The sequence below is a fragment of the Pectobacterium atrosepticum genome, from assembly GCF_000740965.1.
GTDB lineage: Bacteria > Pseudomonadota > Gammaproteobacteria > Enterobacterales > Enterobacteriaceae > Pectobacterium > Pectobacterium atrosepticum.
On sequence record NZ_CP009125.1, the window covers coordinates 1,743,731 to 1,757,235 of the forward strand.

Genomic DNA, 13,505 nt, shown 5'->3' on the forward strand with positions numbered 1-13,505 from the left:
GCGATGTCTGTAGAGGTAAACGTGCAGGAAAAGGCGCAGGCAACGGAGGCGGTGATTGAAACTCGCCAGCTCTATAAACGCTTTGGTCAGGTTACCGCGCTGGAAGATATCAATATCCGCATCGCACGCGGTGAGTTTGTCGCCATCATGGGCGCGTCCGGTTCCGGTAAAACCACGCTAATGAATATTCTCACCTGTCTGGATACGGTAAGCGAAGGGCAGGTGCTGTTGGACGGTGTCGATGCTGCGGCGCTGGATGAGGAAGGGCGACGTCAGTTCCGTGCCGATAAAATTGGGCTGGTATTTCAACAGTTCCACCTGATTCCATTTTTGACTGCGCTGGAAAACGTGATGCTGGCGCAGCATTACCACAGCGTGGTGGATGAAGCCGCAGCGCAGCGCGTACTTGAGCAGGTTGGGCTGGCGCATCGTGTGGATCACTTACCGAGCCAGCTTTCTGGTGGCGAACAGCAGCGCGTCTGTATCGCTCGCGCGTTGGTGAATGAGCCTCCGGTGATTTTCGCCGATGAACCGACGGGAAATCTGGATGAAGAGAACGAACAGCGCGTGTTGGATCTACTGAAAGATCTGCATCGGCAGGGGCGCACTATTGTCATGGTGACGCACAATCCTGAGCTGGGGCGTTTTGCTGACCGCATTATCCGCCTGCAACACGGTAAGTATTTCGGTGAAGAGGTGAATCATCATGAAGTGGCGTAACGGTATTACCGCGCTTTGCCTGCTAGGCGTATTGGCACTGAGCGGCTGTAAGGAAGAGCAGGTTAGCGTTGGAGCACAAGCGCCTGCGCTGGCAGCCTATGATCTGGCGGGGCAGCAGGTGGATCTGTCGCGCTGGCAGGGGAAAAACGTGTACCTAAATTTCTGGTCGTCGGGCTGCGGCGGCTGCATGGTCGAAATGGGCGCGCTGGAGAAGCTGAGCAAGGAGTATGGCGATAAAGTGGTCGTTGTGGCGGTCAACACCGATCCTGATGGCGTAGATATCACCTCAATGTTGGCACATCACAGCGTGACGTATCCAGTGGTGCGGGATCAGTTAGGTATTACCAAAGAGCGCTATCAGGTTAGTGGTACGCCGACCTCATTTATTATTGATGCCAACGGCAAGGTGACCGATCAGCATCAGGGCGTAAGGGATGAAGCGCAACTGACAGAACTGTTTCAGAAGCTGGCAAGCCGGACATAACGACCGGCTTGTCCCACATCTTATTTTCTCACACCTTTCGCGGTGTACGTTTATTCTGCCCGTGAAACCGGCACCTGCACCACTACAGATTCCGGTTTCACCCGCATAGCGTAGATCACGCCGATAATCAGGCAGGTGATGCCGCAGAGCGTCAACAGCGGCGGCCAGGATTGCCGGATGATGAAGGCATAGGTTAGACCCGCGAGCGTTTCAAACACAATTAGCGGCCCTACCAATACTGTCGGTAGGCGCTGGCTGGCCTCGTTCCAGAATAGCGTGCCGATCCACGAGCAAAACAGACCAATCGCAATCATTAGCGGGATGAAAATCTCAGGTCGTGGGCCGAACGGCTGCGTAAACGTCTCATCCGTCAGCGCCAGATGACCACACACCAAAATATAACCCAATAGTGCCAGCGGTAGCGTGACCAGACCTTGTGCGGTGGCCCAGGTCATCGGCGTATTACTTTTGTGGTCGCGTAGCCAGCGTGCATTGCGCAGCGGATACCAGGTCCAGCAAATGACCGCGCAAAACGCCATTGCAATGCCGCTGGTATAGCGCCATAAATCGAATGTGTCCGTATTGCCTTTCAGCTCGGCAATATTGACGCAGACCAGTCCGGCGGCAATCAACAGCAGCGAAGGGAGAAGCCGACGCCAGGCCACACGGCCGTCATGCTTGCTGTACAATATATTCGCGGTCACGGAAATCACGACGGGCAGCGTGCCGATAATCATCGTTGATATCGGTGCCCCAGTGCGTTGAATCGCGCTGGCGAGCAGAAAGTAGTACAGCAGGTTGCCGATAACGGTGAGCTTCATGGCTTCCAGCCAGTCGCTGCGGTTGAGCTTGCGCAGGCGGCGGCGATCGAGCCAGGCCAGCGGCAGAGCAATCAGCCCAAAAGCCAGATAGCGTCCAGTGGACTGCAACGCGGCAGAATAGTCCGGTACGAGCAGCGGCCCAACGAAAATCAGCCCCCACATTAGTCCGGCGGCAAGTGCAAATAAAACACCAGTCAGCATGATAAACCTGTTTGTTCGCAATATTTCATCGCACCAGTCTAGGGAGAGTCGGCGACGAATTATTGTAGGATATTGCTGTTTGTCATCGGGGGGCGCTGAAAGTATTCGCGCTAAAAAGGCTAGCGCAGAGCCGGATAAACCTGCTTTTGATAGCGAATAGGCGTGACGCCATAGCGCTGAGCAAAGGTGCGAGTCAGATGTGCCTGATCGGTTAACCCGACGGCGACAGCAACATGGGCGGCAGCCATACCGCGCGTCAGCATCTGTTTGGCTTCATACAGCCGAATCGCCATTAGCATCTGGTGTGGCGTCACGTGAAACTGAGCTTTGAACTGGCGCAGGAAGTGGTAGGGGCTAAGGGAAACCAGCGCCGCCAGCTCTTTTAAGGTAATAGTGTGGGCGAAATTCTCCCGCAGATAGGCTTTCACCACATCAAAGCGATGAAACGGTTCAACGAGCTGACGTTGTGCTATGTGCGCGTGGGGCCGGAAAAGTGCAATCAGCGACAGCAGTAGGCTTTCACTCGCTAATGGGTCGGTCGTCTGCCACAGCGCAGCCAGCGTCATGGCCAGTTGACGTGCAGTAGCGGGATCGTGACGCACGACGTCGGTAAACCACCAGCCTTTCTCGCCGGAGACGCTCTCCAGCACATCGGGCGGGATGTAGATCATGCGATAGCGCCAGCCGTCTTCCGTGGCGGACTCCCCCGTGTGCAGTTCATCGGGGTTCATCAAGACTAATGAATCGACAGGCGCAATATGTTTGGCACCACGGTAGCGGAATTGCTCTGCGCCGTCGTCAATGGTGCCGATGCCAAACGCCTCGTGCGTGTGTGGCTCAAAGGCATAGCGGCAAATATGCGCGTGATAAAGCTCTATGCCGGGCAACGTCGGCAAGTGCCGAAACTGGGCATAGTCTCTTTCATCGGTAAAGTGTTCCGGTACGCCCTGCATGCTGCCACCTTGTCTCTGGTTCTGACCGTCATCATAGCAGCGATAGCACGCCAGCTTGAAGTAGGACGCTATCTTTAGGATGCGAGGAAATACTGAAAACGAAAATATACTCGTCATACTTCAAGTTGCATGTGCGTTGGCTGCGTTCACTCACCCGAATCACTTACCTGAGTAAGCTCATCGGGATTCTTTCTCTTGCCGCGTTATTCGGCCTTATGGCCTCACCCCTTCGGGGTCAGCGCAAGCGCTGTTCAAAAACGCCTTGCCGTTTTTGTCCTGAAACTCGAATTATTTAGAGTATAAAAGCGGGGAAGCAAATAGATCAGAAAGGCATAAATCATATCTAAATGGTTGATTGACTCTGCGTGAGACATAAAACTGATTTTATCTAACATTTTGATTTTACTATTTATGTCTATTCCTTGTTAGGTAATCTAGCGCGGCAGACATACCGTTAGTATAAAAAAATATAATCAACTCCATTTGCTTATTTGTTCTGCCTCTCATTACTTGGATCAATGTTGCTATCTGTAATAAAGAACAAGGGAGTGAAAGGTGAACTTTCAGCAACTGAAGATTATTCGTGAATCAGCACGGTGCAACTACAACCTGACCGAGGTAGCGAATACGCTGTTTACCTCTCAATCCGGCGTGAGCCGCCACATCCGCGAGTTGGAAGAAGAGCTGGGGATTGAAATTTTTATCCGTCGCGGTAAGCGTCTGTTAGGGATGACCGAGCCGGGAAAAGAGCTGCTGGTGGTGGCAGAGCGCATTCTGAATGACGCCAGCAACATTCGTCGGCTGGCGAATGTCTTCACCAATAACGACACTGGCCAGTTGGTGATCGCGACCACGCATACGCAGGCGCGCTACAGTCTACCGCCGGTAATTAAAGCCTTCCGCTCGCTGTATCCGCAGGTTCGCTTGGTGCTGAATCAGGGCACGCCGGATGAAATCGTGGCGATGCTTCATTCTGGCGAAGCCGATATCGGTATTGCCAGTGAGCAATTGATTAACGATCCCTCGTTGGCGGCATTCTCCTATTACCGCTGGCACCATTCGGTGATTGTGCCGGAACACCATCCGCTGACGCAGAAGCCGCTTATTACGCTGGAAATGCTCAACGCAGAACCACTGATTACCTATCGTCAGGGGATTACGGGGCGTTCGCGCTTGGATCGGGCGTTTCAGGCGGTGGGCATGTCGCCGGATATTACGCTCAGCGCGCAGGATTCGGATGTGATTAAAACCTATGTTGAACTGGGGCTCGGCGTTGGGATTGTCGCCGATATGTCATACGATCCAGTGCGTGACAAGGGGCTGGTACGGTTGAATGCTGAGCACTTGTTTGAAGCCAACACAGTTTGGCTGGGACTGAAAAAAGGTCAGTTACAGCGTAACTATGCCTGGAAATTTATTCAGCTGTGTAATACAGAGCTGTCGCTGGATGATATTAAGGACAAGGTCTTTTCTGATAACGATGAAGCGGTGATTGATTACCAAATCTGAGTAATTGCGCACTTTCCTAACCTGATGCCCAGCCAGCGTTTTTTCTGACTGGGCGGACGTTTCCCTTTCTACTTCGTTGCGATTTCTTGTTCCGCGACGCTTGCCGTTTTTTGTACTCAATTCAGCATAAATATGGTTTATCGTGCCGATAATCTGCTTGATCTGATCGTGGTGGAATAGTAGCATTCCTGTCATAACAATAGCTTATGCGTTTGTTTTTGTTAAGCTATACAAATAGTTGTGCGTTTTTATTGAATAATTATGTTAACGACTTTTGTGTCGCAGTAGAAAGATAACGCTAGCAACCAATCAGGTATTCTTACTAGTCAATTACCTCCACGTTGATTTTTTCGGTTCGTATTGCGCCGGAGTCGCGCTAGCGCCATGTTTGTGATGGCGGGGAGTTTAAAACGGAAAATGACGATGAAAACACAAAAAATCAGCCTAGCCTGGCAAATCCTTATTGCGTTAGTTCTTGGTATTGCACTCGGTGCCGTACTGCATGAACAGCAAGAAAGCCGTCAGTGGCTTATCAGCAATATTCTTAGCCCTGCCGGTGACATCTTTATCCGCCTGATTAAAATGATTGTCGTCCCCATTGTTATCGCCACGCTGGTTGTCGGGATTGCGGGCGTAGGGGATGCCAAAAAGCTCGGACGTATCGGCTTCAAAACTATCCTCTATTTTGAAATCATCACGACGGTGGCGATTATCCTTGGCATCACGCTAGCCAATGTTTTCAAGCCGGGGCTTGGCATCGATATGTCGACGCTGACTGCTGTTGATATCTCTCAATATCAAAAGACCACCGAGCAGGTGCAGAGCGGCTCGCATAGTCTGGTGGGGACGGTACTGTCGCTGATTCCACCGAATATCTTCGCAGCGATGGCACACGGTGAAATGCTGCCGATCATCTTCTTCTCGGTGCTATTTGGTCTTGGGTTATCTTCGTTGCCTAAAGAACATCGTGACCCGCTGCTGAGCGTCTTTCGCGGCGTGTCGGAAACCATGTTCAAAGTGACGCACATGATCATGCGCTATGCGCCAGTTGGGGTGTTTGCGCTGATTTCTGTTACGGTTGCCAACTTCGGTTTCGCTTCGCTGTGGCCGCTGGCCAAGTTGGTGATGTTAGTGTACGCCGCAATTTTCTTCTTTGCGCTGGTGGTGCTCGGTGCGGTCGCGCGGCTGTGTAAGCTGCGGATCACGATGCTGATCCGTATTCTTAAAGATGAGCTGATTCTCGCGTACTCTACAGCCAGTTCAGAAACCGTGCTGCCGCGCATCATCGAAAAAATGGAAGCCTATGGCGCACCGAAGTCGATTACCAGCTTCGTAGTGCCGACGGGGTACTCCTTTAACCTTGACGGCTCTACGCTGTACCAAAGCATTGCCGCGATCTTCATCGCGCAGCTGTACGGCATTGAATTGTCGATTGGGCAGGAAATCGTGCTGGTGTTGACGCTGATGCTGACCTCCAAAGGCATTGCCGGCGTACCGGGTGTGTCGTTTGTCGTACTGCTCGCCACGCTAGGCAGCGTCGGTATTCCGCTGGAAGGTCTGGCGTTTATTGCGGGCGTTGACCGCATCCTCGACATGGCGCGTACCGCGCTGAACGTGGTGGGAAATGCGCTGGCGGTGCTGGTGATTGCCAAGTGGGAACATCAATTCGACGAGAAGAAAGCGCAGGCGTACGAGCGTGAAATCAAAGGCATCAGTACACAGCCTGCCCAGCAGGGATAACACCGGCACACTTCAAATTGTATGTACAACGGGCGCATCGAATGATCGATGCGCCCGTTTCTTTTTAGTACCAACGTAATAGTAGAATACTGGGAAAGCTATTCTATGTATTATATTAAGTAGTTAGCTGTTGAATAATAGGAAATTGATTTCTGAATACGTGAGGGATTATGGGAAATGGAAATAATATTTACCGGTGGTTTGCTGGTCAAACTATTGAGGGAGCAAAGGGGATTAAGAGCAAACCCCAATCTTACTTTAGGGATGATCCTGTTTATCTTCCCCCCAAAAAAAATGAATGGACTGCTCTGGTTGAACAATGTAAGCCGGAGGTAAATCCAATAGCAAATGGTGTATTTGTTTGGACTGAAATCAAAGGGGCCGGACATGTATTTGTTTCAGTTCATGAGAATAATGACGCTCATGTGTATACCTATGGTCGATTTGGCCGGCGATGGTTCGGGGCCCTTTTAGGCGATGGAATTCTTAATTCTTTGAAATATGAAGATGCGAGAACGTATTATAGGAATGAATTATACAAAATGGAAGCTAAGGTATTTCGCATTGATGACGCAGATCTATTTATCACGAGAAAATACTTTGAACGGCTGTGGGAAAATGGCGCTCCTGCCACCCAAACTCCAGACATGCGTGATGCGACTCAAAGACGTGGAAAAACAGTTGATCAGTATGATGTGACAGGTAAGAACTGTACCACTCACACCATGGATGGAATTAAGTTTGCTGGTTCGAACGTGTTTAGCGCAGGGTACAGCACAAACTCTCAAATGCACGTTGATCTGAAAGAGAATTTCGCCGTACCTGTATCTTTGCAGCGATATTTAATGGGGAAAAGTGCTAGTGTATCAATGCAGGTTGCAGAAGTGACTAGCGAGTTCAAAAAGCAATACCCCAACATAGATAACTTTATGCCAACAGAAGAGACGCTAAGGTCAAGGGGAGAGTCAGCTGTTGCGGAAGTGGCTTCAGTTTTAGGTTATGGCTCATCTTATTCTGGTGGTTCAGTGGGCGGTTTATTAGGTGGCTTTAGCGATGCTAACAAATAAAAGAAAAACTATCGTTAGATGGTCTGGGATTATGTTCGTCTCATGTTGCTATTTTATCGTACTTCATTTTTCCAAAAGATCGTTTTTCAGTCTCATTGAGAAAGAGTCTATGCGAGTTTCAGGTGCTATGACAATTAGCGAATACAGTAATGCGATCAATATAGTGCAAGTTCAGTCGGAGGTAATCGATAAAGTTGGTTTTCTTGGTTTTTTTATCTGTATCGCGCTAATTCTATTTATTTTCAAAAAAGTAAGGTGATCTACATGAGGGGGAATAGGTCAATGTGCTTTTTGAGATGGGGAAGTATTCTATTTGTACTATTCTGTTATTTGGTATGGTTGTTTATATCATTACAGCCTATGTCTGTTTTTATGGAGAATGAAACCCTACAGTTTTCTAATTCCGTTTCAGCAGAGCGGTATTCATCCTCTCTCCGCCAGATCAAGGACGCAACAGAGAGTGTTTTTGATGGATATGTGTATGGTTTTTTAGTCTGTGTACCAGTGATATTGCTCCTTTTCAAAAAGATTCGTTAGTTTGCCCTTAGCGAGATGACATGCCCGATGGTTTTTTCCCAACAATGCCTGTGCTCCATATTATTGGGAAAAAGCGTTTTCTACCGTCATGCCGCGTGGCTGTCTACCACATGGCCTTCCAGTGTTTGCGTGTGCCATAGCGCTTGTTGAATTCGTTCGGCATCCGTTGCGAACGGCAAACGGGCAGCAATTTTAGGGGCGATTTTCACGTTCTGCGCGATGCTTTCAACCAGCAATGGACGTTCGTTCAGACCAAGGGCGCTTAGCGTGATCGGACTACCGTAGCGGCGCAACTGGGTGAACAGTTCTTCGCGGTCAGCGTCGTTATCGTGTTCCAGAAAAGCCTGGGCAGCCAGACCAAAACCCACTTTCTCTCCGTGCAGCCAGTCATGCAGTTCCGGCAGGCGAGTCATGCTGTTGTGAATCGCATGCGCGACGCCGATGCGTGGCACCTCATCTTTCATGCTATTCGCGACGCCAGCCAGTGCGATAACGGCATCGATCACACGGCGCAGGGCAGGGGTGACCAACCCTTGTTCATTATCCGCGATGGCCTGCTCGCCGTACGTATTAAACGTTTCTACGGCTAGCTTTGCCGCTTGTGCTTTGAGCGCTAACGCCAGCCCATCATCACCGTGGCGCAGATACGGTTGAAACTCGTACCACTTTGCCAGTGCATCCACGATACCAGCCTTGAGGTAACGTGAAGGGCTGTGGGCGATGATTTCACTGTCTACCAGCACCCACACCGGTAAACGCGTCAGTGGAAAGGGGCCGTTGTGCGCACCACTCTCATTGTAAATCACGCTGATCGGTGACCAAGCGGCGCAGGTAGCGGCAATGGTGGGTACGGCGATGACGGGGATCTGCCCCAGAATATCGCCGACGGCTTTGGCGACATCTAGCACACGCCCGCCGCCAATGCCTAAAATCAGTTCCGCACTGAATGTGCGCGCCTGTGCGGTTAGCGTCTCGATCGCGGGTTTGGTGCAATCGCCCGGCAAGAATTCGACCTGATAGCGTAAGCCGTGCTCATTGAGGCTGTGTTCGACGGCATCCGCCGTCGTTTTCCATGCCTGTGGACTGGTAATAATCAGTATTGTGCTGGCGTAAGGGGCAGCATATTCGCCGACAGAACGAATGACGCCATCACGATTTAGATAGGTTTGTGGCGCTTGTATTGCAATCATGCTCGCGATCTCTCATCTCTGTGGGAAAAGATAAATCAGTTGTAACAGCGATATCGAACGCTGCAAAAGAACAATTCTGGCTATAAATGGGCAGATTTCGCATAACCAGAATGGCGTTTAGCGCTGCATTCCCCAGCGTTTCACCGTGACTTTTTCGATGGTGGAAAATACCAGCCCTTCAACCAGCAGCCCGATGATGATGACGGAAGCCAGTCCGGCGAAAACGCGATCGGTGTAAAGCTCGTTACGGTTCTGGAAGATGTACCACCCCAAACCGCCATTTCCGCTGGATGCGCCGAACACCAGCTCGGCGGCGATCAGGGTGCGCCAGGCAAACGCCCAGCCGATCTTCAGGCCTGAGAGGATCGATGGCAGAGCAGCAGGTATCAGGATCGCGCTAATATAGCGAAAGCCGGTCAGGCCGTAGTTGCGGCCCGCCATGCGCAGCGTTTCCGAAACGCCGAGAAAGCCAGAATAGGTGTTCAGCGCCATCGGCCACATTACGGAGTGGACGAGCACGAATACCAGACTCTTTTCTCCCAGCCCAAACCACAGCAGCGCCAGCGGCAGTAACGCAATCGCAGGCAGCGGGTTGAACATGGAGGTTAATGTGCCTAAGAGATCGCGCCCGAAACGTGTGGATACTGCCAACGCGCTGAGCGCTAGCGCCAGCAGGCTACCGATGACATAGCCTTTCAACAACGTGCCGAGTGACACAACCATCTTATGTGGCAGTTCGCCGCTGGCGACATCGTCGCGAAATGCCTGAAATGTTTGCAGGAAGCTGGGCAGCATCAGGTCGTTGTTTTGCCAGCGTGCGCCTATTTCCCACAGCAAGAGCAGCCCAGCCAACAGCACCAGTTTGCGAATCCAGGTCTGATTCCAGAGGCGGGTTGCCAGTGGCAGAGGTTGGGCGAGAGTAAAATCTTTCAGCGGCGCCAGTTCACGCTGATACTCGGGCCGCACGGGGGGCTGGATGCTCATAAGTTTTACCTTGCGTGGATGTGACGGGTGACGGCGCGTCGACATCGGTTGGAAAAAGAAGATGGTGAATGCGCTGTGCTGTGCTCTGAAAGGCTTCGCTGCCCTGATCGTTTAACGCGAACTGATGGCAGTTGATTTCCGCCCGCACGCGACCCGGATGCGGTGAGAGCAGCAAAACCCGGCTGCCGACGATCAGCGCTTCCTCAATCGAGTGGGTGACAAACAGCAGCGTGAAGCGCACCTCTTCCCACAGCGCCAGCAATTCCTCCTGCATTTTGCGGCGTGTCAGCGCATCCAGTGCGGCGAACGGCTCATCCATGAGCAGCACTTTCGGCTGCATGGTCAGCGCCCGTGCGATGGCAACACGCTGCTTCATCCCGCCGGATAAGGTATGCGGATAGGCATCGGCAAACTTCGCCAGCCCGACCTTATCGAGAAAATAACGGGCGCGATCTTCTGCTTCGGCTCGCGTTGCCTGACGGCTGGCAACCAGCGGAAATAGCGTATTTTCCAGCACGGTTTTCCACGGCGGCAACTGGTCAAATTCCTGAAAGACCATGATGCGATCTGGGCCGGGACGTGTGACGCGCTGGCCGTCTAGGCGAATTTCACCGTCTACCGGAGACAAAAAGCCGCCAATAGATTTGAGCAAGCTGGATTTACCGCAGCCGGAAGGCCCTAATAGCACAAACCGTTCGGCGGGAAAGACGTCAAAACTTACATCATGGGTGGCGCGTACCAGACTGCGCCGCGTGCGGTATTCCAGCCCGACGCCGTCCACCTGCAACAGCGGCTGGCCGACAGTGTCGTGAGAATCGAGTGTCATGCTTGTTCTCCTGCGTAGCGACGATGGTTCTCGTCGAATGAACCTGTCTCTGACCCTTTAGCTACCCGGCTGGTCGTGGATTTCAGCAAAGAAATAGTCCTTCCAGGAGGCTGCTTTGTTTTTCAACACGCCAAGCTGTTGCAGCTTTTCGGCATAAACGTAGGTGCGTTCTGGGGTGATGGTAAAATCGATCTCGGGGTCGGCGACGATGCGTTTCACCAGTTCAGGATTCAGCTTCGATTTCTCTACCCGAATATAGGTGTCGGCCGCCGCGGCTTTATCTGCTTTGATGATCTGCGAAGCTTCCTTCAGTGCGTCGTAGAAGGCGCGGTAGGTTTTCGGGTTCTCATCATGGAATTTCTGCGTGGTATACAGCACGTTGAACGTCGCCTGACCGCCCAGCACATCATAAGAGCTCAGAATTTTGTGCACATTGTCATGCTCCAACGCCTGATATTGGAAAGGCGGGCTGGAGAAGTGGGCGTTAATTTCGGAACCACCCGCGATAAGCGCTGCGCTGGCATCGGGATGCGGCAGGCTGACGGAAATCTTGTCGAAACGTTTGAAATCCTCTGCACCGTAGAGCTTTGCGGTTTCAATTTGCAGCGTGCGCGATTGGAAGCCTACCCCTGCGGCAGGCACGGCGATGCGATCTTTATCGCTCAGATCACGGATGGATTTCACCGCCGGGTTATTGCTGAGTAAATAGTTGGGCATGGAACCGAGCGAGGCGATGGCTTTCACATTCTGACGGCCTTGCGTGCGATCCCACACGGTGAGCATCGGTGGAACACCGGCGGAGGCCACATCCAATGCGCCTGACAGCAGCGCTTCGTTAATCGCCGTCGCACCAGAAAGCGTGCGCCAATCTACCTTGATATCCAGCCCTTGCTGCTTACCGTGTTTTTCTATCAGGTTCTGGTCGCGCACCACATCCAGAATCAGATAACCAATGCCAAACTGCTGTGCAATGCTAATGGTGCCTTCCGCATTGGCACCGAATGCCGTTAACGTCAGGCCGATCATGGCGGCAAGGCGCGTGAAACGCGTCGATTTTTTCGCGGGTAGTGAGTGATTCATTATTGTTATCTCTCATGGTTAAGCAGTAATAAAAAAGGGTATGAAATAAATAATAAAAACGGCAGGTTAATATTTAAATAAATAACGTGCTGTAAATAATGTACTAAAGAAAACATCCTATTTTCTTGGCGCGTTGCTGATAAAGTGTTTTTTGGAATAAGTTAGAATAAATGTGATTTTAATCGGCGATGCATAAGGGAAAACAAGTAAATAACCACCTTAGCTAAATATTCGCTATAGATAGTCTTATTTGTCAGTTATGGATAAAAATCTGCGCGTTATAGTGACGCTAATATTCATTGTTATGGTGGTATACCGAGAAAAATATGCCTGTTTTTACTCATCATTATTTACGCGATTATTTACGCGATCGGCTGACAGAGAATGACGTGGACGGGTCAATTGCAGGAATTGTGGCGGATAATCTTGTCGAATCTAGCCTGAAAGGGCATGACTCGCACGGTGTAAGTATGCTGCCGCGCTATATCGACGCGATTCGAGAAGGTGGGTTATCGCCTCATGCACAGGCAGAAAAAACGCTGGATTTCGGCCCGTTAATTTCGTTCGACGGTCAGCAGGGCTTCGGGCAAGTGGTAGCAAAGCAGGCGCTGGCTGAAGGCATTGCGCGTGCACAAACGCATGGTCTGGCGGTGGTGAGTTTAGCCAATGCTCACCATCTAGGGCGCATCGGGGCGTGGGCGGAACAGGCCGCAGAGGTCGGGCTGGTGTCGCTGCACTTTGCCAATGTGTATACCAAGCCGGTAGTGCTGCCGTGGCAGGGCCAGCAGGCGCGTTTTGGGACGAACCCGTTCTGTGCCGGTATTCCGGTTGAACACGACGATCCGGTGATTCTGGATTTTGCTACCAGCGTGATTGCCGGTAACAAAGCCCGTATTGCGTGGAATGAGGGCAAATCGGTTGCACCCGGTTGCATCGTTGATAACGAAGGTCATCCGACGGTGGATCCGCGCTGGCTGATGGAACACCCTTTGGGGGCACTGCTGCCGTTTGGCGAACATAAAGGATCGGGGCTTTCGCTGGTTTGCTCTCTGCTTGGCGCCGCGCTGACTGGCGGGAAAACAGAACGCACGGCGAAAGGTGAGGGTAAGCAGATTATTAACAGCATGCTGTCAATTTTAATCGATCCGCAGAAATTAGGCGGTGCGGCAACCTATCAACAGGAAATTCCGGCTTTATTGGAATGGGTGCGCCAATCCCGCGATGACGATGGATTATTACTGCCAGGTGATAAAGAAAAACAAACCTATCGTCAACGGGTAGATAACGGCATTTTTGTCGATGATGTGAGTTGGGGGCAGTTATCTTATTTAAATAAAAATGTGGCTTGATGAATTAAATTATTTAACTTTTTATTTATTTATCTCCATAGGGA

General features: G+C 51.3%; 12 protein-coding genes. 6 read left to right on the forward strand and 6 right to left on the reverse strand.

The window, feature by feature from the left end:
- The first annotated feature begins 3 nt into the window (after positions 1 to 3).
- Both GZ59_RS07485 and GZ59_RS07490 read left to right on the forward strand, forming a co-directional pair.
- A complete protein-coding gene (locus GZ59_RS07485) occupies positions 4 to 720 on the forward strand; it encodes an ABC transporter ATP-binding protein (protein WP_039290996.1) in 717 nt (238 codons plus the stop codon).
- Positions 707 to 1,204 carry a TlpA family protein disulfide reductase gene (locus tag GZ59_RS07490; RefSeq protein WP_039290998.1) on the forward strand — a complete coding sequence of 166 codons (498 nt, stop codon included), beginning with the start codon at positions 707 to 709 and terminating at the stop codon, positions 1,202 to 1,204. Before GZ59_RS07485 ends, GZ59_RS07490 begins: the two co-directional genes overlap by 14 nt.
- 50 nt (positions 1,205 to 1,254) lie before the next feature.
- On the opposite strand, the gene GZ59_RS07495 is transcribed toward GZ59_RS07490, so the two are convergent.
- Entirely contained in the window at positions 1,255 to 2,226 is a 972-nt protein-coding gene (locus GZ59_RS07495; RefSeq protein WP_039291000.1) for a DMT family transporter, read from the reverse strand.
- A gap of 119 nt (positions 2,227 to 2,345) precedes the next feature.
- Positions 2,346 to 3,179 carry an AraC family transcriptional regulator gene (locus tag GZ59_RS07500; RefSeq protein WP_039291002.1) on the reverse strand — a complete coding sequence of 278 codons (834 nt, stop codon included), beginning with the start codon at positions 3,177 to 3,179 and terminating at the stop codon, positions 2,346 to 2,348.
- A 555-nt stretch (positions 3,180 to 3,734) separates the two neighbouring features.
- Here GZ59_RS07500 and cbl point away from each other — a divergent pair.
- From cbl to GZ59_RS07515, 3 genes are all read left to right on the forward strand, one after another.
- The gene (cbl, locus tag GZ59_RS07505; RefSeq protein WP_011093099.1) at positions 3,735 to 4,688 is read left to right on the forward strand and encodes an HTH-type transcriptional regulator Cbl; all 954 of its coding nucleotides are present in this window, start codon (positions 3,735 to 3,737) and stop codon (positions 4,686 to 4,688) included.
- Positions 4,689 to 5,111: 423 nt separating this feature from the next.
- Positions 5,112 to 6,428, forward strand: a complete 1,317-nt coding sequence (gene gltP, locus GZ59_RS07510; RefSeq protein WP_039291004.1) for a glutamate/aspartate:proton symporter GltP — start codon at positions 5,112 to 5,114, stop codon at positions 6,426 to 6,428.
- Positions 6,429 to 6,598: 170 nt separating this feature from the next.
- Positions 6,599 to 7,495, forward strand: coding sequence for a hypothetical protein (locus tag GZ59_RS07515; protein WP_011093101.1), 897 nt, complete (start codon positions 6,599 to 6,601; stop codon positions 7,493 to 7,495).
- Positions 7,496 to 8,118: 623 nt separating this feature from the next.
- Here GZ59_RS07515 and GZ59_RS07525 read toward each other — a convergent pair.
- From GZ59_RS07525 to GZ59_RS07540, 4 genes are all read right to left on the reverse strand, one after another.
- Positions 8,119 to 9,222, reverse strand: a complete 1,104-nt coding sequence (locus GZ59_RS07525) for an iron-containing alcohol dehydrogenase family protein (RefSeq protein WP_011093103.1) — start codon at positions 9,220 to 9,222, stop codon at positions 8,119 to 8,121.
- Positions 9,223 to 9,339: 117 nt separating this feature from the next.
- On the reverse strand, positions 9,340 to 10,206 hold the full coding sequence (locus GZ59_RS07530) for an ABC transporter permease (RefSeq protein WP_039291009.1): 867 nt from the start codon (positions 10,204 to 10,206) through the stop codon (positions 9,340 to 9,342).
- Complete coding sequence (locus GZ59_RS07535) at positions 10,166 to 11,032, reverse strand: ABC transporter ATP-binding protein (RefSeq protein ID WP_011093105.1); 867 nt, start codon at positions 11,030 to 11,032, stop codon at positions 10,166 to 10,168. Before GZ59_RS07535 ends, GZ59_RS07530 begins: the two co-directional genes overlap by 41 nt.
- Before the next feature lie 57 nt (positions 11,033 to 11,089).
- Positions 11,090 to 12,112, reverse strand: coding sequence for an ABC transporter substrate-binding protein (locus GZ59_RS07540; protein WP_039291010.1), 1,023 nt, complete (start codon positions 12,110 to 12,112; stop codon positions 11,090 to 11,092).
- 326 nt (positions 12,113 to 12,438) lie between these two features.
- Between GZ59_RS07540 and GZ59_RS07545 the strand changes: the two genes are divergently transcribed.
- Positions 12,439 to 13,461: a malate/lactate/ureidoglycolate dehydrogenase gene (locus GZ59_RS07545; protein WP_039291012.1), complete on the forward strand. Its 1,023-nt coding sequence runs from the start codon at positions 12,439 to 12,441 to the stop codon at positions 13,459 to 13,461.
- The last annotated feature ends 44 nt before the right edge of the window (positions 13,462 to 13,505 follow it).

Bases quoted from the DNA above. Each gene is read 5' to 3' on its own strand.
- GZ59_RS07485 (WP_039290996.1), top strand. From the start codon at position 4: ATGTCTGTAGAGGTAAACGTGCAGGAAAAGGCGCAGGCAACGGAGGCG.
- GZ59_RS07490 (WP_039290998.1), top strand. From the start codon at position 707: ATGAAGTGGCGTAACGGTATTACCGCGCTTTGCCTGCTAGGCGTATTG.
- GZ59_RS07495 (WP_039291000.1), bottom strand. From the start codon at position 2,226: ATGCTGACTGGTGTTTTATTTGCACTTGCCGCCGGACTAATGTGGGGG.
- GZ59_RS07500 (WP_039291002.1), bottom strand. From the start codon at position 3,179: ATGCAGGGCGTACCGGAACACTTTACCGATGAAAGAGACTATGCCCAG.
- gltP (WP_039291004.1), top strand. From the start codon at position 5,112: ATGAAAACACAAAAAATCAGCCTAGCCTGGCAAATCCTTATTGCGTTA.
- GZ59_RS07515 (WP_011093101.1), top strand. From the start codon at position 6,599: ATGGGAAATGGAAATAATATTTACCGGTGGTTTGCTGGTCAAACTATT.
- GZ59_RS07525 (WP_011093103.1), bottom strand. From the start codon at position 9,222: ATGATTGCAATACAAGCGCCACAAACCTATCTAAATCGTGATGGCGTC.
- GZ59_RS07530 (WP_039291009.1), bottom strand. From the start codon at position 10,206: ATGAGCATCCAGCCCCCCGTGCGGCCCGAGTATCAGCGTGAACTGGCG.
- GZ59_RS07535 (WP_011093105.1), bottom strand. From the start codon at position 11,032: ATGACACTCGATTCTCACGACACTGTCGGCCAGCCGCTGTTGCAGGTG.
- GZ59_RS07540 (WP_039291010.1), bottom strand. From the start codon at position 12,112: ATGAATCACTCACTACCCGCGAAAAAATCGACGCGTTTCACGCGCCTT.
- GZ59_RS07545 (WP_039291012.1), top strand. From the start codon at position 12,439: ATGCCTGTTTTTACTCATCATTATTTACGCGATTATTTACGCGATCGG.